The organism is Acetobacter sp. DsW_063, assembly GCF_002153745.1.
GTDB lineage: Bacteria > Pseudomonadota > Alphaproteobacteria > Acetobacterales > Acetobacteraceae > Acetobacter.
Genome location: NZ_JOPL01000107.1, coordinates 1 through 21,148, shown reverse-complemented (window position 1 = coordinate 21,148; position 21,148 = coordinate 1). Strand labels below are relative to the sequence as shown.

Genomic DNA, 21,148 nt, shown 5'->3' with positions numbered 1-21,148 from the left:
GATTCTCCAGTGGTCACGAGCGAGCCTATGTCGCCTCGGGGGACGCGCCAAGCTGAGGGAGGCGGCTTCTATCGATTGATGAACGCTCACCGAACAAGGTATGCGTGCGGCGCTCGAATTTTGGCTGGTCTTGAGAGTGGCGAGGATAAGGGCGTTCAAAATATATCTCTGATCGCAAAAATGATTTTGCTATTATCGGATTGCTCAACATCCAGAGTCACCGGGTAAAAAAATCGTCCAAACTTATAGTGTTGGGTGTTCACCCGCGAGTTCGTTGGAACTGACAAGGCTCAACACAGTAAATGACTTACAGGCGCACAGCGTCAAAGGTACGTCCGCCCGGATGCCTCGCTTTCTAATACTGCGGTATCTTCCGATGGAAAAAAGCGTTTTTCAAAATCGCGGACAAGCCTGCGTCCCGGCGTCTCAATGAACCGGTAAGATAGGGCTGATATGGGAAGAATGACAGCCCAACACGCGATGGTTCCAGCTGCGCGCGCAACGTTGAACCCGACGCGCGCCTGGAGCAGCGCTTCGACGTGCCACATGATGAACAGAAGAGCCCCATGCCACAGGTAAATCGCGTAGGACCAAAGGCCTAAGGTATGGGCTGGGCGGCTGCTCAGTATCGCCGCGAGCCGACCTCTCTGGCTGCTGAGTGCGATCATCAAAGGGGGGAGGAGAGCGGCAAATAGAATGTCTGAGGCGGGGATCGCGGTGATACAGATCAGGGCGGCCCCGATTACCCCGTCCAGGTGCGTCCGCAGGGTAATGGTGGGCTCTTGGCTACTTCCGGAAAGCGGGCGTTCCACGGCCATGCGGTAGCTGGCAAGGCCAAGCGTGAATTCGGCTATGCACCGTAACAACGGCCAAAGTGGTGTCCCGGATGTTACGTCGAGAAGCCCATTACGGTCACCCGGCGCGCCGACCGCCGGATGGTAGGCGACCGCGAGAACGCTCGCGCCGGCAAGGATCGTGGCCAGTATCATGGGCGCGCGACTTCGCGCGGTGACGATCATCAGGAGGAGCGGAAAGAGAAAATAGGCTGCGAATTCGGTCGATACTGACCAGGACGCCCCCAGAATCGACGGGCTTCCGACCCATGCCTGAATGAGTAATGCGTTGAGAAAGAAGTTTTCCAGAAGTGCGCGCATTGGGCTATGGCCGGACACGGCGACGCCGAGCAGTCGCGAAAAGAGCAGCAGCAGCACGAAAATATAAAGCGGGTATATTCGGGCGAGACGGCGGAGAATAAAGACAGCGAACACTTTCAAGGTAAATGTTTGCGCGAAGATACGGCGATAGGACATCGCCATCACGAAACCGCTCAGAACAAAGAAGAGATCGACCGCGAGATAGCCGCGTCTGATGATCGCGTCGAGAATACCGCCTGCGGGATCGCGCATGATCATGTGGTAGAGCACCACCCACACTGCAGCTATCCCGCGCAAACCGGTCAGTGAGCGGACTTCCGCTGTAACGGCGGCCTGAGGCGCCCCGTGGAGCTGATGCTGAGGCGTTTCAAAGTTGAGAGGCTTACGCAACTCGAAACTCCCCTTGTCGCGAGGCGGGTGGGCCTAACTGTCACAGTGACGAGAAATATCGTCGCACAAGAGCTTCACGGCGCGGTAGCGCGTAGTGGGCGCACGTACGTGAATTTCGTATCAATAATGAACGCGCAATTACCTGTAGTAAGGACTTCCTCGCCGAGCCTCGCTCCAGTGGTCGAGAACGTCGGCTCTCAGCATGCGTCGCCGAGATTTTTGGCGACGAAACGCCCTCCGTCGTGCGTCGGCCTTGCCCTTCGGCCTCGCGGGGGGTAGAAGCCCGCCTCTGATCCCCCAGCTTCTTTCTTCCAGGGACGACTTATGAAACAGCAGGCGAACCTGATCCGCGCCGGACAGGTCATCGAGCATGACGGACGTCGGTGGACGGTCCTCAAGCAGCAGATCATTACTCCCGGAAAGGGTGGAGCCTTCATTCAGGTCGAGATGCGCGACCTGAAGACCGGCAACAAGACCAACGAGCGTTGGCGCACCGCCGATACGGTCGAGCGTCTGATGACCGAGGACAAGGAATACACCTATTCCTATTCCGACGGCGACACGCTCGTGCTGATGGACCCCGAGACGTTCGAGCAGTTCATGATTTCTGTCGAGCTTCTGGGCGAGCAGGCCCCGTTCCTGCAGGACAACATGGTTCTGAACGTGAATCTGGTTGAGGGCGACCCGGTTGCCGTCACACTGCCGCCGCACGTCACGCTTGAGATTGTTGAGGCGGATCCGGTGGTGAAGGGCCAGACGGCGAGCTCGTCCTACAAGCCCGCGGTTCTGTCCAATGGCGTGAAGACCATGGTGCCCCCGTTCATTGAGGCAGGCGAGCGCATCGTGGTCCGGACTGACGACGCGAGCTACGTGGAGCGTGCGAAGTCCTGAATTCAGGACTGACCAGACGTTTCATGCGCCGGACGGATGCCTGTCCGGCGTCTCTTGACCAAGATTTTCCCAAGGATGTGACCTGTGGCCATGCGCCTCTCCCCCGTGATGACCGTCATGCAGAACGCGGCCCAGAAGGCTGCGAAGCGCCTGCTGCGCGACTTCAACGAGGTCGAGCAGTTGCAGGTCAGCATCAAAGGGCCCGGCGACTTCGTATCGCAGGCCGATCTGCGCGCTGAAGCCACCATCCGCGAAGAGCTTGAGCGGGCGCGTCCCGGCTACGCCTTCCTGATGGAAGAGTCCGGCGCCTCCGGCGGCGATAACTGGACCTGGCGCTGGGTGGTGGATCCGCTCGACGGAACGACGAATTTTCTTCATGGCCTGCCGCACTGGGCGATCTCCATCGGGTTGCAACGGCGGTTGCCCGATGGTTCGGTCGAACTGTCGGCCGGGTTGGTCTACAACCCGGCTGCCGGTGAGATGTTCTGGGCTGAAAAGGGTGTAGGCGCGTTCTTCAACGAGCGTCGTATGCGCGTATCCGCCCGCCGCGAAATGTCCGAGTCCCTCTTCGCGACCGGTATTCCCTTCGCCAAGGTGCCCGCTCGCCAGCGCCTGCCGTTCGCCCGCACGATGGGGGCGCTGATGCCGCAGGTGGCTGGCATCCGTCGTTTTGGCGCGGCGGCCCTCGATCTCGCGTGGGTGGCCGCCGGGCGCTACGAGGGATACTGGGAGTTCGGCATTCGCCCGTGGGATTGTGCGGCGGGAGCGCTGCTTGTGCGCGAGGCTGGAGGCTACTGCACCGACCCTGCAGGCGTAGATATCAATGACCTTCCCGATGACGTGCTGCTTGTGGCCGGAAACGCGCAGCTCCACGGAAAGCTCCGTGAAATCGTCGCCGACAGCCTCGTCGAGCGCGACTGACCGCCCGGGACACGATCTTGCGCGCCGTTGACGAAGCTGCCCGTGAGCGGGCCTCTCTCCAACGGGGGCGCAGCTTGACGGCCAGATCTTGCCGGGCGACATCGGCATATGGCTTCGTTTCCAATTGGGGGGCGAGGCAAACGTCGTGCGATCTGTCTGGAGCGTACTATTCCGTGCTGCGGAAATGGTTGTCATGAAGCTGCATTTCTGCGCCGCTATGTCAGTTGCGGCGGTTTTGACCGGCGGAGTTGCGCTTGTCGCGCCTTTATCGGCCGGAGCGCAGGTGACCACCAATCCGGATGCGCTCGATTCGATAACGCCTGAGCAGAAACCGAAGCAGGAGGCCACCGCTTCGGTGCGCAAAGCCCGCCCGCAGAAACCTGCGCGCGTTGGCTCCGACGCCGGTGCTTCGGTTAAGCCTGCGGCGGCATCGCAGCTGACAGCGCCGGAAAAACCTGTCGACGGCACCGTAGCCGCAACGTCTGGAAAGAGCGACGCGCAGTCGCAGGCCTCCGCGCCCGCGAAGCCCGCCGCGCCGGGCAAACCACCACCACCGCCAACTATTCCGCCCGCGCCGCCGCCGATTCCGGTCCTCGCGCCGCCGCCCGTGCCGGTCGATCTTCACCCGTTTCCCAATCCTGCCGATCCTCCGGCAGTCAAGGACGCTCAGGGGGCGGCGACGCCGATAGACGGGGGCGTGCGCATCACTTTTGCTGCGAAATCGTCCGACCTGAACGCGGAAACTCGCGATGCGGTTTTGGCGTTCGTGAAAGTCCTTCAGGAAAAACCAGACTCGCGCGCTCTGGTCGACGCGATCGGTAGCGGCGCGCCTAACGATCCGTCTCGCCCGCGCCGTATGGCGCTACAGCGGGGCCTCGCTGTTCGCGCAGTCCTGATGAACGCGGGCGTGCCGTCGACGCGTATTTATGTCCGGGTTCTTCCCGCACCGACCTCTCCCGGTCCTGAACCTGCCGACCGGGTGGACATAAGGCGTTCGGACGCGGTACCGTAACTGTCGGCTCCGTTACGCCTGCGTCCCGACCACATTCTCATAATCCAAGGCGCCCGATGACCAAACCCACGAGTTATCTCCTCAGGATGGTCGCGTTTCTCGCCGCCGTCATCGTCGTCTGCGGCTTGCTGTGGCGCCCGCTACGCGCGGCGTTCTTCAACAACCCGATGCTCGACGGCCTGATCCTGCTGATTCTCGCCATCGGCGTGGCGTGGAACATCCGTATGGTGCTGAGGCTTCAGCCCGAGGTCGAGTGGGTGGATGCGATGCGGCAAGGCCGCACCGCTCTGGCGCCGCCTGAGCCGCCCACTATGCTCGCGGCGGTTTCCACCGCGCTGGCGGGACAGTCGGGCAGGAGCCGGATCGCGCTGTCCACGCCCGCCATGCAATCGATGCTGGACAGCCTGTCCGGCCGTCTGGACGAAGGGCGCGAGGTATCGCGCTATATGACCGGATTGCTGATTTTCCTTGGTTTGCTTGGAACGTTCTACGGCCTGCTGCTGACTGTCGGAGCCATTGCGGACGTGATCGGCGGCATGTCGATCGGCAATGGCGATCTCAACGCCATGTTCGACCAACTGAAGGCGGGGCTGGCCAAGCCGCTTCATGGCATGGGCACGGCCTTCTCAGGCTCCCTGTTCGGTCTGGCGAGCGCGCTGGTTCTCGGTTTTCTCGATCTTACCGCCGGGCAGGCGCAGAACCGCTTCTTCAACGAACTTGAAGAATGGCTGGCCAGCCTGACGCGCTTTTCCTCGACGATGGGCAATGTCGAAGGTGACGGCTCTATCCCGACCTACGTGCAGGCCTTGCTGGAGCAGACGGCGGAGAATCTCGAAGGCTTGCAGCTTATGCTGCGGGCGAGCGAGGAGCAGCGCACGCTTCAGACCCAGATGCTGGCGCGTCTGAGCGGTCATCTTGGCGCCATGGCTAATCAGGGGGGCGACGGCAACGAGGCCCGGCAGGCCCATATCCACCTGCGCAACATCGAGACGCTGCTGAGCCAACTCGTGTCCGACGCGGAGAGAGGCAGGCAGCAGATCATTGCCGACGTTCGCAGCGATATTCGTCTTCTCGCCCGCACGGTCGCCGCGACCGGCGGCCAGACCCCGCAATAAGGCCCCCCGATGCGACCGGGTCGCCGCGGTAGAGCCCACCAGGCCGGACTGGATGCGTGGCCGGGCTACGTGGACGCGCTGTCCACACTGCTGATGGTCGTCACCTTCGTTCTTCTGGTCTTTGTGCTCGGGCAGGCTTTCCTGTCCGTCGCATTGAACCGGCGCGAGCATGTGCTCGACAAGTTGCAGGTCCAGGCGGCCGAGCTGGCGCGTATGCTGGCGCTTGAGCAGAAGACGACGTCCGATCTGAAGGCGAATGTTGCGACGCTTTCAGCCCAGCATGACAAGGACGCGGCCAGCCTTGCCGCAATTGGCGGCCAGCTTGAACAGGCTCGCGCAGATACGAAAAAGGCGTCTGACCTCGATCATGCGGCGGAAGACAAGGTCACGCAACTCGATCAGCAACTGACGTCGTTGAACCAGCAGTTGACGGCGATATCGCAGGCTCTCGACATCGCCCACAAGGACGTGTCGGATCGCGATGCGAAAATCGCCGATCTGGGCAACAGGCTGAACATCGCGTTGGCTGACAAGGTGGAGCAGCTCAAGCGGTATCGCTCCGAATTCTTCGGCCGACTACGCGACGTGATGAAAGATCAGAAGGGCGTGCAGATCGTCGGGGATCGCTTCGTGTTTCAGAGCGAAGTGTTGTTTCCGACCGGCAGCGCCGACCTGACCCCGAAGGGCGCTGCGGAGATCCGGACGTTGGCCAAAACCTTCCGGCAGGTGTCATCGCAGATTCCTGCTGACGTTCCGTGGATTCTACGCATTGATGGTCATGCCGACCGGCAGCCAATCCACACGGCGTTTCCCAGTAACTGGGAGCTGTCGAGCGCCCGCGCCATCACAGTGGTCAAATTGCTTATCGCCGAAGGCGTGGACCCGCATCATCTGGCGGCGACCGGCTTCTCCGATTATCAGCCTCTGGTACAGGGCTCGACTTCCGAGGCTTTCGCACGCAATCGCCGCATCGAATTCCGGCTTACGGATCGCTAAGAAGACACGGAGCACGCGTCTCTGCGTTCCGCGCTGCTCGTAATGCCAGGTTGCGAGCAGCGCTGGGACGAAGCCACGGGGTTCCTTCGGTTTAGAGGCCCTGTTCCTGATGGCGCGGATAATTATTCGCTTGCCCACCGATGGTATTGGGCTAGGTCGCGGCGCTTAGGCCCGATCTGCAGACGAGAGCGATAGGGCGCGGCAATAGGTAAGCGCCTTTCCGCTTCCAATCCTGATACGGCAGCCTTCGCGGCGATGTGACGCTGAAAAGCCTGCAGAAGGCTGAAAGCGTGAAATGGCGTCCCGCCAAGCGACCGAGATATGGCGATAAAGCGTGTGAGCTGAGGACTGTCGTAAGGTCAGATGTCCGGTTCGCGGCGGGACGAGGAGTTGGTTTCGGCTCCTCGCTCGATCAAACAATGCTATGCGAACGGATACGTCCGCCCGGTCGGATACTGGGTTACCCTGCGACGTCGAGGAATCGCCGCAGGCCGAACCCGGTCGCCTTTTCCGAGGCGATGGAAGGCTGCATCGCGACGCTGAAACGTTGCAGCGCGGCGCTCCAGACAGAGATATCCGCGTTTTCCGGCACTTCCACAGTCGTCACGCCGCAGCGCATGAGAAATTCGTACTGGTCAGGCAGGATGTGGCCAACGGCGCGCACCTCGCCTTTGAAATGCAGGTGCTCGCGAAGCGCCCGCGCCTGACTGAAAGCGCGGCCGTCGCGGAAAATTGGAAAACGCACAGCCACCAGAGACAGCTTTGCAAGAGCTGCGCGAAGCGTCTCCGCCGCTTCGTCGGGCGCGAGCAGGACGCCGAGTTCGCCGCCTGCGCGACCGAGCCCCTCACTGAGGCGCGAGGAAGGCACGATGACGGGGCCTTCGCTCAGCGGTTCACCCTCGACGGCGTAGGTCCAGCGGTCGGCGACTGCGCGGCCGTTTTCAAGCAGCGGCATAGACAACATCCTTGAAGGCGGCCGTCCCGAGACGGCGGAAAGTGTCGAGGAACCGCTCAGAACCTTCGCGGCGCGCCAGATAGAGATCGACCAGCCGGGAGACGGCGTCGACGGTGTCGTCTTCCGTCATGGCCGGGCCAAGAATCTGACCAACGGAAGCGTCCTGCTCACCGGATCCGCCCAGGGTGATCTGGAAAGCCTCTTCGCCACGCTTGTCCACACCAAGAATGCCGATATGGGCGGCATGGTGATGGCCGCAGGCGTTGATGCATCCCGAAATATTGAGCCGCAGCTCACCAATTTCCCGTTGCAGGGTGATGTCTGCGAAACGTTGGCTCAGCTTCTGCGAAATGGGGATCGAACGCGCGTTGGCGAGTGCGCAGTAATCGAGGCCGGGGCAGGCGATGATGTCGCTGATGAAGTTGATGTTCGCGGTCCCGAGGCCGGCGGCGTCGAGACGGCGCCACAGTTCCTGTAGTCGATCCTGCCGGACATGGCCGAGCACGACGTTCTGCAGATGCGTCACACGGATTTCGCCGAAGCTGAACTCATCCGCCAGATCGGCCAGAAGGTCGAGCTGCGCGTCCGTTGCGTCGCCGGGAATTCCACCAGCTGGCTTCAAAGACACGACGACCGAAATATAGCCCGGCGCGCGGTGCGGGTGCGTATTGGTCCGAACCCATCCGTCGAACGTCCGGTCGGCGGCGCGCGCAGCGGCGAGCACGGCAGTCGCGCCATCTTCCGGTTCGAAGTGCGGCGCCCCGAAGCGTTCGCCGATCGCCGTGACGATGGAGGGATGCAGGCGATACCGCGCGCGGTCCATAGCGGCGAACTCAGCCTCGACTTTCTGGCGAAAAACATCGGGGCCGAGTGCCTGCACCAGGATCTTGATACGCGCCTTGTAGATGTTATCGCGCCGACCATACTCGTTATAGACACGCAGGATCGCTTCCAGATACGCGATCAGGTCTTCCTCAGGCAGATCGTCGCGCAGACTGACGCCCACGATCGGCGTACGCCCCAGACCGCCGCCAACAAACACCTCGAACAGCGGTGCGCCGTCGTCGCCGGGACGCGCGATCAGGCCGATATCGTGGAAGCGTGCGGCGACACGGTCGTTCGGGCTTCCAGAGATCGCGATCTTGAACTTGCGCGGCAGGAACGTGAATTCCGGATGCAGCGTAGACCATTGACGCAGGATTTCGGCATGAATGCGTGGGTCCAGCAGCTCGTCCGCTGCAGCGCCTGCGAATTCGTCTGAGGTCACATTGCGGATGCAGTTACCGCTGGTCTGGATGGCGTGCATGTCCGCTTCGGCCAGCACTTCCAGCGCGGCGGGCGTGTCCTCCAGCTTGATCCAGTTAAACTGGATGTTCTGCCGAGTGGTGAAATGGCCGTATCCGCGATCGAACTCCCGTGCGATCCGCGCTAGCGCGCGCATTTGACGCGAGTCCAGTGTTCCGTAAGGGACCGCCACGCGGAGCATGTAGGCGTGAAGCTGGAGATAAAGCCCGTTCATCAGACGCAGCGGCTTGAACTCGTCCTCGGTCAAGGCGCCGGAGATGCGGCGGCTCACCTGATCGCGGAACTGCTCGATCCGGTCGCGCAGGAAGTCACGGTCAACCTGATCGTAGGCGTAGCGCCCGACGGGAGGCGCCGCGCTGTCCTGCCTTACGAGGGTTTCGGTCGACATCCTTTTTCTCTCCTCCATGTGAAGCGATGCGCTTCATCTCAATCCCGCCGGGTCGCAAGACCTTAACGGGTGTGCCTCACGGTCATTATTTCGAAATCATCATCGAAGGCGTCCGGTTTTCACCGACGACTCTTCAGGCCCGCTCCGGAGCGAAGACGGTCGGCGCGAACTCAGGGTGCACAGACGGTCCGAATGCACGAATTCGTTCGCGGGTGGTGAGGGGCGTGATCTCCGCCTCGTCCTCACGGGTCTGCACACCGTAAACCCCCAGCACGCCCTGTGCCTGAGCCTGTCCCTGTAGCGTCTTCAGAAGCGCCTCGACTTCGTCGTTCGGGACAAGGGCTGCGTCGCTGATGCGTTCGCGCCATGCCCCGTCCGCCGCGCGCCAGACCACGATCCCGTCAAGCAGCCGGTTGGCGGTGATCACGCTCCGACCATCGGTGTCGCGTCTGTTGCTTCTGATATCCACAGTGAGAAAACCCGTTACGCAAAATCTATCTTACATTTACGACGCCATTTCAGAAAATACAAGGTCAGCGGCATATATCACTAAAAATAATCGTATAATATGCGGAACCTTACACTGGCTCTGGGACAACGTCTGCTAAAACTGCTGATGCGTCGCTCCACGGGTGGTTGCCTTCAACAGCGGGCTTTCCGTTCTGAAAGAGCCGAGCCTGCGCGATCTCGAGCGCGACGGGGCCTGACGGCGGCGCCTCAACGGGGCGCTCGATCTCGACGCTACGCTCGCCCAAACTTACGGCCAACCTTTCCAGCGGGCCGCGCCGACCGACGCGCTTCGCGGCTCCTCCCGCGGCGTCTGCACGAAGCGTTACCTCGTGGGGACGAATCAGCGCCTCAGTGGCCCCTTCGGCGGCGTTTGTTGAAAATGGCGAGACGTGGGCGTCTGCAGGAATGAAAAGCCCATCGGAAACGACGCCAGGAAAGCGCAACGTCTCGCCGAGGAACTCCATGACGAAAGGCGTTGCGGGCGTTGCGTCCAGCGTCTCGCCATCCGCGTCTTGCACGATGCGTCCGTCCTGCATCACGACCAGCCGGTCCGCGACATCGAGCGCTTCTTCCTGATCGTGGGTGACGAGGATCGTCGTCAGACCAAGTTGATCGTGCAAGTCGCGAAGCCACGTCCTGACGGCGCGTCGAACCATTGGGTCAAGCGCGCCAAATGGTTCATCAAGAAGTAAAAGGCGGGGGCCGGTGGCCAACGCGCGGGCCAACGCCACGCGTTGTCTCTGACCGCCCGACAGGCGTTGCGGATAGGCGTCCCCAAGATCCGGCAACTGGATCAACGCGAGCAATTCCGCGACTTTCGCGTCGATCTCGGCGCGGGAAGGGCGGCTCGTGCGAGGACGAACGTCCAGCCCGAACGAGATGTTGCGTGCGACCGTGAGGTGCCGGAACAACGCGTAATTCTGGAACACGAAGCCGACGTTGCGCTCGCGAGGAGGAAGGCCCTCCATCGCACGTCCGTCGATCTCGACATGACCCGAGGACGCAGGGTCAAGCCCCGCTATGGCACGCAACAGCGTCGTCTTGCCCGCGCCTGATGGTCCCACCAGCGCCACGAACGCCCCGTCGGGGACGTGCAGCGACACGTCATCCAGTACGAGTTTGCCTCCGGCGACATGGCGCGCGAGATTTTCGATCAGAACGCTCATGCGCCGCCTCCAGCGGTTTCAGCCTTGCGTGGTTCTTCGCGTCGCATCCGGGCCTCGAACAGCGAACGCATGCCAACGGTCGCCATCGCCATGATGGCGAGAAGCGCCGCCATGCTGAAGGCGGCGACGCTCTGGTAACCGTTATAAAGCGTTTCGATGTGCAGCGGCATCGTTTCGGTGAGGCCTGGTATATGGCCCGAGACCACGGAAACCGCGCCGAACTCGCCCATCGCTCGGGCGGTCGTCAGCAATACGCCCGAGAGCAGCGCCCAGCGCGCCTCCGGCAGCGTGACGCCCCAGAGGATGCGCCAGAAAGAAGCCCCCAGCAGCGTGGCGGCTTCCTCCGCGTCGCGGCCCTGCTGCTCCATCAAAGGCAGCAGGGTGCGGGTTACAAAGGGGAAGGTGACGAACAGCGTCGCCAGAAGGATGCCCGGCGTCGCGAAGGCGATGGTGACGCCGATTCTGTTCAGAGCCTCTCCCCACCAGCCCTGCGTTCCGAACAGCAGCAGCCATACCAGACCCGCGACCACCGGAGACACGCTGATCGGAATTTCGATCAGCGCAACGAGAACGCCGCGTCCCGGAAAGCGGTACTTCGCCAGCAACCATGCTGCGAGCACGCCGAAGCTGGTGTTGATGATCACGGCGGCTGCGGTCATTTCCAGCGTCAGCCTGATCGCGGAAAGCGCGTCGGGGTCCGTGATGCTCGCCAACGCAGCGGCCAGCCCCGAGCGCAACGCCTCGGTGAAGACCAGAACGGGCGGCAGGACGAGCATCAGACCCACAATCGCATAGGTGGCAGCGATCAGCGTGATTTCGGCAGGCGAACGGCGATCGCTGGAAGGGGATGATGCGAGTGCGTTCACGCTGCGCCCTCCGCCACCAGTCCGCGTGCCGCGCGCTTGCGCAGCATGGCCACTGCGGCAAGGCACGCCGAGGACGCCACGAGCAGGATGAAAGCGATCGAGGTCGCTCCCGCGTAGTCGAACTCCTGCAACCGTACGACGACGAGGAGCGGGGCGATTTCGCTGCGGAAAGGCTGGTTGCCGGCGATGAAGATGACCGAGCCGTATTCGCCTATGCCGCGCGCGAAGGCGAGGCCAAAGCCGCTGATCAGCGCTGGAAGAAGAACAGGCGTCAGCACGCGCGCCACGATCTGCCACGGTCGGGCGCCCAGCAGCGTCGCCGCTTCCTCAAGCTCCGGCGGCAGATCGCGCAACACTGGTTCGACGCTGCGAACGATGAAGGGCAGCCCAACGAACATCAGGGCGGCGACGATACCCGTCACGCTATAGGCGACGCTGATCCCCAATCGGGAAAGCGGCGCGCCCAGCCACCCCTGCGGGCTGTAAAGCGTCGCGAGTGTGATTCCTGTGACCGCCGTGGGAATTGCGAACGGCAGGTCGATCAGCGCGTCGATCACGCGTCGGCCCGGCAGGCGCGTCCGCACCAGCGCCCAGGCCAGAATCAGGCCGAGCGGCAGGTCCAGAATGGCGGCGATTACGGCTGATTGAAAGCTGACGCGAAGTGCAGCGAACATGCGCCCGTCATTGAGCGCCGCGAGCATCGCTGACGCTCCCTCCTGCCACGGGCGCACCGCCAGCGCGGCGAGCGGAAGCACGACGATCAGGCCCAGCCATAACAGGGTCGCGCCCAGCGCAAGGCGGAATCCCGGCAACGGATCGCGGGCCCGTCGGCCTTTGGCGCGTGGTGCCGCCGATCCACGTGCAGGAGAAAGCGTCGTGGACAAGTTCATTTACTGTAAATTTGGTCGAAGACGCCGCCGCTTGCGAAATGCTTTTTCTGAACGTCGGTCCAGCCGCCGAGGCTCGCGATGTCGAAGGTCTTTACTGCAGGGAAGATCGACGCGCTTTCCGCCGCGACAGTCGGGTCGACCGGACGGAAGTAATGCTTCGCGCCGATTTTCTGGGCCGCAGGCGTATAAAGGAATTCCAGATAGGCCTGAGCCGCGTCCCGCGTGCCGTGTGCGTCCACGTTCTTGTCCACCAGTGCGACCGGGGGTTCAGCGAGGATTGTGAGATCGGGAACGACGATGTCGAATTTGTCAGGCCCAAGATCGCGCGCAGCGAGCAGCGCCTCGTCCTCCCACGCAAGAAGAACATCGCCCAAACCGCGCTGTACGAAGCTGTTGGTCGCGCCCCGCGCCCCGGCGTCGAGCACCGGCACATGAGCGAACAGTGATTTGAGGTAGGCGCGCGCCGTATCCTCTGTGCCGCCCGGTTGACGTAGCGCCCACCCCCATGCGGCAAGGTAGTTCCAGCGTGCGCCGCCGGAGGTTTTCGGATTCGGGGTTACGACCTGCACGCCGTCACGAACCAGATCGGCCCAGCCGTGGATGCCCTTCGGGTTTCCCTTGCGCGTCAGGAATACGATCGTGCTGGTGAACGGTGTGGAGTTGTGCGGCAACCGCGTCTGCCAATTCGTCGCCAGAAGGCCGTGCGCCGCCAGCATGTCCACATCATAAGCGAGGCCCAGCGTCACCACGTCGGCGGGCGAACCTTCAAGGACCGAACGGGCCTGCGCGCCGGAACCGCCGTTGGATGTGCGGACCGCAAGGGCGCTTCCGCCATGCGTGGAGGCCCACTGGGCCGCGAATGCGCGGTTGATGTCGGCGTAAAGCTCGCGGGTCGGGTCATACGACACGTTGAGCAGCGCCTGAGCGGCGCTGGCTTTGTGTCCGCGTCCAATCGCGGCCAGAGCGGCGCATGCCGCCGCGGCGCCGAAGATCGTGCGGCGGGTGAGGGTGAGCGGCGAGGATGACGTCATTGGCCCGACTTCGTAGGTTTCAATATTACCGTATTTTACGGTGGTATACGCAATATACCCTACTACGTGGCGCTAAATATCAGCAAGCCCCGTCGTTATCTCCGAAAACCACGATATAAAATCGTTTTTATTTAGCCACAGGAGGGGTGGCGGCGTGAAGCGCCTAAAATGACGTATAATGTAACACCTGCCCGTGTTGCGCAGGCGGACGAAACTTGGGAAAACGCGTTGGATTGCGCTTCGCACGGTAAATATGCGCAGCGTTTGGGAGATGGTTTACGAACATGGTCACGTCCAACAGGCTACGCGGATATGGACTCCGGACGCTCTCAACCCGCCTTGCCGCGACTTTCGCGCTGACTCTCCTTGTGGCGCCGTCCTTCGCGTCCGCGCAGGACGCTGATCCGGACGAACACAAAGGGCCGGACATGCATCAACTCGCCGCGCATCCATCAGCGCCGCCGGTCCACAAGGATTACAGTCACTATCTCTATCGCCCGCACGGCGATCGTGTGCAGGAACAACCGGATCTCGATCGGCTCCTGTTCTGGACGCCAGACGGAAAACCTGACGGTTACGCGCAACGCCGGGGCGAGAGCGTCATCTATTACGACGCGGCAGGACGCGCGATCCGGGTGCAGCGCCTCGCTCCTGAGGATCTGCAATAAGCCGGATCGTCACCGGCTTGACGCGCCCTCCAGATCGTCGTCCTCCGGGCAGGCGCATTCCGGAAAGAAGGCGTTCATCAAAGTAACGCGCGAGAGGCGTTACACGCACCGAAGTGAACGGATGCCTGCCTAGACCGTCGCGCCTGCGGCGAGGGGAGGGGGTAGCCCCTCCTCCCAGGGAGGGACCCCGCCGTATCGCTCGGCACCGTATTGCTCCGCCAGATAATCGATCATCGCCCGGACCTTGAGGGACACGGTCGGGGTCGGCGCGTAAACCGCATGCAACTGCGACGCTTCAAGCAGTGGCGAGTCGAACGCCAGCGTCACGAGTGCGCCTGAGCGTAGAGCGTCTGCCACAATGAACGTTGGCTGGTAGATAATCCCCTGACCGACGATAGCGGCTTCTCGCAGGGCGTCGCCATTATTGGCCACCAGGGGGCAGCGGATCGGGGCCGTTCTTTCGCCTTTTTCCCCGAAACTCCATCGCGTCGTGCCTACTGCGTCACTGAGCGTATACCCGAGGCAGGCATGGCGCTGCAGGTCGGCGACCGTCGTGGGTGTGCCGTGTCGCGCAAGGTACGACGGCGCGGCGCAGACGACCATGCGGATTGACGCGAGCTTGCGCGCCCGCAGGCTGCTCGGCGCCATACGCCGGATGCGCAGGGCAAGATCCCATCCATCCTCGATCAGATCCACCGTGCGGTCGTCCAGCCCAAGATCAACGGTCACGAGCGGATAGCGCTCGCTAAATCCTGAGAGCAGCGGCGCAACGTAGCGAATGGCGAACGAGACCGGCGCGTTCAGTCTGAGCGTGCCGCGGGGCTCCTGCGCATCGACGGCGACTGCTTGTTCGACGTCGTCCAATGCCGGGAGAATGCGCTGGCACCCATCAAGAAAGCGCCGTCCGGCCTCCGTCAGGGAGAGGCGACGCGTGCTGCGCTGAAACAAGGCGACACCCAGGCGTGTCTCGAGCGCTGCGATGTGCTTCGTCACCATTGTCTGCGACATGCCAAGCGACCGAGCGGCGGCGGCGAAACTGCCGTCAGCGACGACGCGAACGAATGTCTGCATTCCGGTGACGCGATCAAGCATCGGGGGAGTATCTCACACCAGGAGTGTTATATGAACGTCCTGAACAGGGGATTATCGTCTGGTGGACGTAGCGGCAAGATCGCGCCGTGTTTCGACGACAAAAGGTGACGCCGATGACGGCCTCGACCACCACGCCAACCAGGCAACCCGTTTTGTTTGCGCCCCATGGCGGGGGACCATGCTTCTTCATGGACCAGCCGGTCATATGGGATCGTATGGCGGCTTATCTGCGCGGGTTGGCTGCAACCCTGCCGCAGCGTCCACGCGCGATACTGGTCGTCTCCGGGCATTGGGAAACCGAGCGGCCGACGGTGACCTCCAGCGCAGCGCCGCCGTTGATTTACGATTACTACGGATTTCCGGAGCATACGTATCATCTGCAATATCCCGCGCCGGGATCGCCCGAACTTGCAGCGCAAGTCAGATCGCTTCTGTCCGCCGCCGGAATCGCAAATGACGAAGACCCCGAGAGGGGTTTCGATCACGGCGTGTTCATTCCTTTTCTGCTCGCCTTTGGCGATGCCGATATCCCTGTCGTCGAGCTGTCGCTTCGGGAGGATATGAGCGCCGCGGAAGAGGTTCGCATCGGCGCGGCGCTGCAATCCCTGCGTGACGATAATGTGCTGATCGTGGCTACCGGGATGACGTACCATAACCTGCGGCAGTTCCGACAGTCGGATCCGTCGTCAGCGGACGCGTCGCAAGCCTTCGACGCCTGGCTGGCCAAGGCGGTCGAGGCGGAGCCGGAGGAACGGAATGCTGCGTTATTGCGTTGGGAGGCCGCGCCGGGCGCCCGGCAGTGCCACCCGCGTGAGGAGCATCTGTTGCCGCTGATGTTCGCAGCTGGCGCTGCGGGTGCGGATCTTGGCAAGCGCGATTACAGCGACGTCGTCATGGGGAAGGCTATGTCCGGTTTTCGTTTCGGCTGAACAGTTTCCGTCGGCGCAAGGGCGCGCCGACGATCGCCCCGATCGGGCGACGCCACACTGGCAATGAAAGAGAGAATATATGAAAACGCGCCTTATGACTTCGACTGTCGCCGCTCTGGCTGCCGTTGCGTTCATTTCTTCGGCTCGGGCCGAAACGACGGCTCAGGGAATTCAGGCGGCCCAATATAAGGTCGAACCTGGCCACACGCAGGTCACGTTCTCGCTGCTGCATTTCGGGTTCACCCAGTATTCGGGAATGTTTTCCGGCGCTTCTGGCTCGTTGAAGATCGATCCGGCCCATTTGGTCGCTACGAAGCTGACGGTCAGCCTGCCGATCTCCAGCGTTGCGACGACCAGCGACGTGCTGACTGGCGAGTTGAAAGAACCCGACTGGTTCGATGCCGCGCGCTACCCGACCGCGACGTTCACCTCCAAAAGCGTCACCGCGACCGACGCCGGACATGCGACGATCAGCGGCGATCTTACCTTGCACGGCGTCACGAAGCCCGTCGTGTTGCAGGCGCAGTTCGTCGGCGCTGGCGTAAACCCGATGGACAAGGCTTACACAATCGGATTCCAGGCGACCGGCGTGATCAAGCGTAGCGAGTTCGGCGTGTCGAAATACGTTCCGATGGTTGGTGATGACGTGACCCTGTCCATTGCAGGTGCGTTCGAGAAGCAGAACTAATCTGATCCGATCTTTCTGACGGGATATCGGGTGTGGAAGCGGCAGCCGAGAGGTCGCCGCTTTTTTTGTAGCAGGTGAAGAATCATCCTCAATCAGGTCGCTGAATTTGCCATGTTTTTTTGCAAGCCGTCATTAGTCTCCGTGTGTCGACGGTCGGTCTGATACGTCGTTGCCTCTGGGAAGGAGGCGTCACGAAGAATCATGGCGACTTAATCGATAAGCCGCCTCGCCAACGCGGTATGAACAAAATTTATGCATTTATGAAATCAAATCATTTTCGCTCACTCGACTGATCGGGCATAAATAAGCATGACCGCTTAACAGTTGATGTGACGAAGGCCTCGATGATTCAGGATTCATCCTTTTATGTAAGACGACTTTGCTTTGATGAGGATTATCGTCCCTCTGACAACACGCGCCTCACGACCAACTTTGCCAATCTGGCTAGAGGGGACAGTCGTCAAGAGAATTTGCGTAACGTCCTGCGAATGATTGACAATCGTTTCAACGACTTGGCCCATTGGGATAATCCGAATGGAGATCGCTATTCCGTCGAGATTGAGATCGTCTCCGTTGAGATGGATATCGACTCGACGGGCAAGGGTGATCGTTTTCCGTTGATCGAGATTTTGAATACGACGATTGTCGATAAAAAAGATAATAAACGTATTGCTGGCATCGCAGGTAATAATTTTTCTTCTTACGTAAGGGATTATGATTTCAGTGTTTTGTTGTTGAAATACAACGAAAATAAAAAAGAATTTGTCGTACCGGCCGATTATGGAGCTCTGCACGGGAATCTGTTTAAGTGCGCGGTGAATTCGTCGGCGTACAAAAAAAACTTTGGTAAGCTTCCTGTAATATGCCTCAGTGTTTCGAGCAACAAAACCTATTCCCGAACTGGAAATAAGCACCCTGTTCTGGGCGCGGAGTATCAGCAGAATGAATTTTCTCTGACGGATCAATATTTCAAGAAAATGGGAATGCAGGTTCGCTATTTTATGCCGACCGGTGGCGTTGCACCGCTGGCCTTCTACTTTTTTGGCGACCTTCTTTCTGATTATTCCGCTCTGGAGCTTATCAGCACCATCAGCACTATGGAGTCTTTTCAGAAGATTTATCGTCCTGAAATCTACAATGCCAATTCCGCGGCGTCTGATTGCTATCAACCAAGCTTGAAGCATCAGGATTATTCCGTAACCCGCATCGTCTATGACCGGGAGGAGCGCAATCGACTGGCGGTAGCGCAGGGTAAATATACGGAACAAGGCCTTATCAAGCCGTACCGGGACATTCTTGAGGCGTGGTCCGCAAATTATGCCGCTTGATTCCACGAACAGTACAAGGTCACCTCTTATGAAAACATTGCTCCCAACCTCCACCGCTGGCAGTCTTCCGAAGCCGTCCTGGCTTGCTCAGCCTGAGACGCTCTGGTCGCCATGGAAATTGCAGGGGGAAGAACTGCACGAGGGCAAGCAGGACGCCTTGCGTCTGACACTAGATGATCAGGATCGTGCAGGAATTGATATCGTCAGCGACGGCGAACAGACGCGTCAGCATTTTGTGACGACATTCATCGAGCACCTTAGCGGCGTTGATTTTGAAAATCGACAGACGGTCAAAATTCGGAATCGCTACGACGCCAGCGTGCCGTCGGTTGTGAGCGCTGTGGTGCGCGAAAAGTCCGTTTTCGTCGAGGACGCGAAGTTTTTACGCTCGCTCACAAAAAAGCCAATCAAATGGGCGCTGCCTGGTCCGATGACCATGATCGATACTCTCTATGACGGTCACTATAAAAGTAGAGAAAAGTTAGCGTGGGAATTCGCCAAAATCCTTAATCAAGAGGCGAGAGAGTTGGAGAGCGTCGGTGTCGATATTATTCAGTTTGATGAACCTGCATTCAATGTGTTTTTCGACGAGGTCAATGACTGGGGCATCGCCACGCTGGAGCGAGCCATTGAAGGACTTAAATGCGAAACGGCAGTTCATATCTGCTACGGTTACGGTATCAAGGCTAATATAGACTGGAAGGAGGGGCTGGGAGCAGAGTGGCGACAGTATGAAGAAATTTTTCCGAAGTTACAGAAATCCTCTATCGATTTGATTTCATTGGAATGCCAGAACTCTCGCGTTCCGATGGATCTGATAGAGCTTATCCGGGGTAAAAAAGTAATGGTCGGCACCATTGACGTGGCGAAAAACGCCATTGAAACGCCGGAAAAAGTCGCCGATATCTTGAGAAAAGCGTTGAAATTTGTGGACGCGAAAAAACTTTATCCATGCACCAACTGCGGCATGGCTCCTCTGCCTCGGGAGATAGCTCGCGGCAAACTTGATGCGCTGAGCGCTGGTGCTGAAATCGTTCGAAGAGAGCTTTCCGCCTGATCAAGCGCGTGATCGGGACAGTGACCGATGATGACCTGAGAAGACGGGGCCGGCAAAGCGCTCGCGACGCGAGCGTTCACGCGATTCTGTCCTATCTTTTGATGTCAGAATTCTCGAGAAAACGAGCGACCTACCACTTTTGTTACTTTGAACGAAATATAACCAAACGAGTATAGTGGGTTAAATTTCTTACCAAATCACGCGTGGGGTCGAGCGCTCATTTTCCGCTTCCAGATCGGAAATGCGTTGTGTGTTTGGGGCTATAAGCGCCAAAGGCATGCGCAAATGCGCACCTTCACTATAGAGAGTCGCTCAATATCCGTTGTCGTATCCATAATGAGGGTTGGTGACGCAGTGGATATGTTCAGGCCGCCCGGCGTTCCGACGTTTTGATTGTTCGTAGTTGAAAATTGTATATTTTCAAAACAATTCAAAGTAGGCCGGTGCTTTCTCTTTTTGGTGGAAACGGAAAGTGGTGCCGCTGAAGATACTGCTGCATGGGCTGCGTCGTATGCCGTGCAACCAATGCCTGAATTGCGGATTTTCTCGGTTACCGGAACCACGGCAATACGCAGCACGGACATTCGAATCCGCTTTCAGGGTCATGAAAGCCGTCCTGAGGTGTGGTATCGCATGTCCGGGCCGACGCAGCGCGCTCTTTCTCAGCGCTGTTCTTCGAGACCGGAGTAACCGTCTCCTTGGGAACACCAATCCCTTCGTCTTGCGTAAGATCAGGCATCATCGTTCGTTATCAAAGGTGAAAATCCAGATGGTTTATGCCGACGACGATAGGAGCTTTGAAGAATGAGGTGAAATGATATATTTTAATGATCACATAAATTTTGTGCATTTTGGAGCCCCCCATGAGTGTTCTTGAGCGTAGTCATCTGATAATTATTCAGGAAGTCGCGCGAGAGGGATCACTGACGGCTGCCGGGGCGCGTCTGCATCTGACCCAGCCAGCTCTCAGCCATGCGATCCGCAAGATAGAACGCCAGCTTGGCGTGAAGATATGGCGGCGGGAAGGCCGATCTCTGGCGCTTACTCAAGCGGGGGAGTGGCTGCTGTCATTGGCGAATCGGTTGCTACCCCAGTTTGAGCTGGCGGAAAATCGCTTGGAGCAATTCGCAAATGGTGAGCGTGGTACATTACGCATTGGGATGGAGTGTCATCCCTGCTATCAGTGGCTCCTCAAAGTCGTATCCCCTTACCTGGAGCGGTGGCCGAAAGTCGATGTAGATGTAAGGAAAAAGTTTCAGTTTGGTGGAATTGGCGCGCTTTTCAGTAACGAAATTGATATCCTGGTCACGCCTGACCCACTTTATAAACCGGGCCTGAAATTCACACCTGTCTTTGACTACGAGCTTGTTCTGGTTGTTGGGAGTGGACACCCGCTGGGGGGTGAAAAATTTGTCTTGCCAGAGCAGTTGGCGGGCGAAACGTTAATAACTTACCCGATTCCGGCTGAACGGCTTGATATATACACCCAATTTCTTCAGCCAGCGGGCATCGCTCCGCGACAGCAGAAGCAGATAGAGACGACTGATATTATGCTGGTGATGGTAGCGCATGGCCGGGGTGTCGCAGCGCTCCCCCGGTGGTTAGCAGAAGAATACGCATCACGTTTTGAAATTTGTACTATAAAGCTCGGCAAAAAGGGCATCGCGAAGCAGATATTTCTTGGTTGTCGTGAGAGTGATGAAGAGATTCAATACGTGGGGGACTTTATCGAATTCGCGGGTTCATCCGTCTAGGCTCAGGACCTATTAATTTATTGAAGTGAGCGAGAGGTTGTG

Annotated in this window: 21 protein-coding genes; 11 read left to right on the top strand and 10 right to left on the bottom strand. The window is 59.7% G+C overall.

What is annotated here, in order from left to right:
- Positions 1 to 323: 323 nt before the first annotated feature.
- Positions 324 to 1,544, bottom strand: a complete 1,221-nt coding sequence (locus HK28_RS12275) for an acyltransferase (protein ID WP_086644835.1) — start codon at positions 1,542 to 1,544, stop codon at positions 324 to 326.
- Between the two features lie 324 nt (positions 1,545 to 1,868).
- Between HK28_RS12275 and efp the strand changes: the two genes are divergently transcribed.
- The 5 genes from efp to HK28_RS12250 all read left to right on the top strand — a co-directional run bounded on the left by efp (position 1,869) and on the right by HK28_RS12250 (position 6,479).
- Positions 1,869 to 2,435 (top strand): elongation factor P, encoded by a 567-nt coding sequence (gene efp / locus HK28_RS12270; protein ID WP_086644834.1) that lies wholly within the window; start codon positions 1,869 to 1,871, stop codon positions 2,433 to 2,435.
- Positions 2,436 to 2,525: 90 nt separating this feature from the next.
- A complete protein-coding gene (locus HK28_RS12265) occupies positions 2,526 to 3,356 on the top strand; it encodes an inositol monophosphatase family protein (RefSeq protein ID WP_198945883.1) in 831 nt (276 codons plus the stop codon).
- 193 nt (positions 3,357 to 3,549) lie between these two features.
- Positions 3,550 to 4,368: an OmpA family protein gene (locus HK28_RS12260; RefSeq protein WP_158093468.1), complete on the top strand. Its 819-nt coding sequence runs from the start codon at positions 3,550 to 3,552 to the stop codon at positions 4,366 to 4,368.
- 56 nt (positions 4,369 to 4,424) lie between these two features.
- On the top strand, positions 4,425 to 5,483 hold the full coding sequence (locus HK28_RS12255; protein WP_086644831.1) for a flagellar motor protein MotA: 1,059 nt from the start codon (positions 4,425 to 4,427) through the stop codon (positions 5,481 to 5,483).
- A 9-nt stretch (positions 5,484 to 5,492) separates the two neighbouring features.
- Positions 5,493 to 6,479 (top strand): peptidoglycan -binding protein, encoded by a 987-nt coding sequence (locus HK28_RS12250; protein WP_086644830.1) that lies wholly within the window; start codon positions 5,493 to 5,495, stop codon positions 6,477 to 6,479.
- 460 nt (positions 6,480 to 6,939) lie between these two features.
- Here HK28_RS12250 and HK28_RS12245 read toward each other — a convergent pair whose 3' ends face one another.
- From HK28_RS12245 to HK28_RS12215, 7 genes are all read right to left on the bottom strand, one after another.
- Positions 6,940 to 7,434, bottom strand: coding sequence for a DUF934 domain-containing protein (locus HK28_RS12245; RefSeq protein ID WP_086644829.1), 495 nt, complete (start codon positions 7,432 to 7,434; stop codon positions 6,940 to 6,942).
- Entirely contained in the window at positions 7,421 to 9,127 is a 1,707-nt protein-coding gene (locus HK28_RS12240) for a nitrite/sulfite reductase (RefSeq protein WP_086644828.1), read from the bottom strand. The genes HK28_RS12245 and HK28_RS12240 overlap by 14 nt, the downstream gene beginning before the upstream one ends.
- A gap of 133 nt (positions 9,128 to 9,260) precedes the next feature.
- Complete coding sequence (locus HK28_RS12235; RefSeq protein WP_086644827.1) at positions 9,261 to 9,596, bottom strand: DUF2849 domain-containing protein; 336 nt, start codon at positions 9,594 to 9,596, stop codon at positions 9,261 to 9,263.
- A 109-nt stretch (positions 9,597 to 9,705) separates the two neighbouring features.
- Positions 9,706 to 10,803, bottom strand: a complete 1,098-nt coding sequence (locus HK28_RS12230; protein WP_086644826.1) for a sulfate/molybdate ABC transporter ATP-binding protein — start codon at positions 10,801 to 10,803, stop codon at positions 9,706 to 9,708.
- Positions 10,800 to 11,669 carry a sulfate ABC transporter permease gene (locus HK28_RS12225; protein ID WP_369823662.1) on the bottom strand — a complete coding sequence of 290 codons (870 nt, stop codon included), beginning with the start codon at positions 11,667 to 11,669 and terminating at the stop codon, positions 10,800 to 10,802. The genes HK28_RS12230 and HK28_RS12225 overlap by 4 nt, the downstream gene beginning before the upstream one ends.
- Positions 11,666 to 12,559, bottom strand: coding sequence for a sulfate ABC transporter permease subunit CysT (cysT, locus tag HK28_RS12220; protein WP_086644825.1), 894 nt, complete (start codon positions 12,557 to 12,559; stop codon positions 11,666 to 11,668). The genes HK28_RS12225 and cysT overlap by 4 nt, the downstream gene beginning before the upstream one ends.
- Complete coding sequence (locus tag HK28_RS12215) at positions 12,556 to 13,590, bottom strand: sulfate ABC transporter substrate-binding protein (RefSeq protein ID WP_086644824.1); 1,035 nt, start codon at positions 13,588 to 13,590, stop codon at positions 12,556 to 12,558. Before HK28_RS12215 ends, cysT begins: the two co-directional genes overlap by 4 nt.
- A 284-nt stretch (positions 13,591 to 13,874) precedes the next feature.
- Between HK28_RS12215 and HK28_RS12210 the strand changes: the two genes are divergently transcribed.
- A complete protein-coding gene (locus HK28_RS12210; RefSeq protein ID WP_233140526.1) occupies positions 13,875 to 14,258 on the top strand; it encodes a hypothetical protein in 384 nt (127 codons plus the stop codon).
- Between the two features lie 129 nt (positions 14,259 to 14,387).
- Here HK28_RS12210 and HK28_RS12205 read toward each other — a convergent pair whose 3' ends face one another.
- Positions 14,388 to 15,350, bottom strand: a complete 963-nt coding sequence (locus HK28_RS12205) for a LysR family transcriptional regulator (RefSeq protein WP_086644823.1) — start codon at positions 15,348 to 15,350, stop codon at positions 14,388 to 14,390.
- 113 nt (positions 15,351 to 15,463) lie between these two features.
- Between HK28_RS12205 and HK28_RS12200 the strand changes: the two genes are divergently transcribed.
- The 4 genes from HK28_RS12200 (at position 15,464) to HK28_RS12185 (ending at position 19,352) form a co-directional block, all read left to right on the top strand.
- Positions 15,464 to 16,279, top strand: a complete 816-nt coding sequence (locus tag HK28_RS12200; protein ID WP_086644822.1) for a class III extradiol ring-cleavage dioxygenase — start codon at positions 15,464 to 15,466, stop codon at positions 16,277 to 16,279.
- A 79-nt stretch (positions 16,280 to 16,358) separates the two neighbouring features.
- A complete protein-coding gene (locus tag HK28_RS12195) occupies positions 16,359 to 16,967 on the top strand; it encodes a YceI family protein (protein ID WP_086644821.1) in 609 nt (202 codons plus the stop codon).
- A 344-nt stretch (positions 16,968 to 17,311) separates the two neighbouring features.
- A complete protein-coding gene (locus HK28_RS12190; protein ID WP_086644820.1) occupies positions 17,312 to 18,295 on the top strand; it encodes a DUF1852 domain-containing protein in 984 nt (327 codons plus the stop codon).
- 28 nt (positions 18,296 to 18,323) lie between these two features.
- A complete protein-coding gene (locus HK28_RS12185; protein WP_086644842.1) occupies positions 18,324 to 19,352 on the top strand; it encodes a methionine synthase in 1,029 nt (342 codons plus the stop codon).
- 420 nt (positions 19,353 to 19,772) lie between these two features.
- On the opposite strand, the gene HK28_RS13835 is transcribed toward HK28_RS12185, so the two are convergent.
- A complete protein-coding gene (locus HK28_RS13835; protein WP_143217417.1) occupies positions 19,773 to 19,958 on the bottom strand; it encodes a hypothetical protein in 186 nt (61 codons plus the stop codon).
- A gap of 257 nt (positions 19,959 to 20,215) precedes the next feature.
- Between HK28_RS13835 and HK28_RS12180 the strand changes: the two genes are divergently transcribed.
- The gene (locus tag HK28_RS12180; protein ID WP_086644819.1) at positions 20,216 to 21,106 is read left to right on the top strand and encodes a LysR family transcriptional regulator; all 891 of its coding nucleotides are present in this window, start codon (positions 20,216 to 20,218) and stop codon (positions 21,104 to 21,106) included.
- The last annotated feature ends 42 nt before the right edge of the window (positions 21,107 to 21,148 follow it).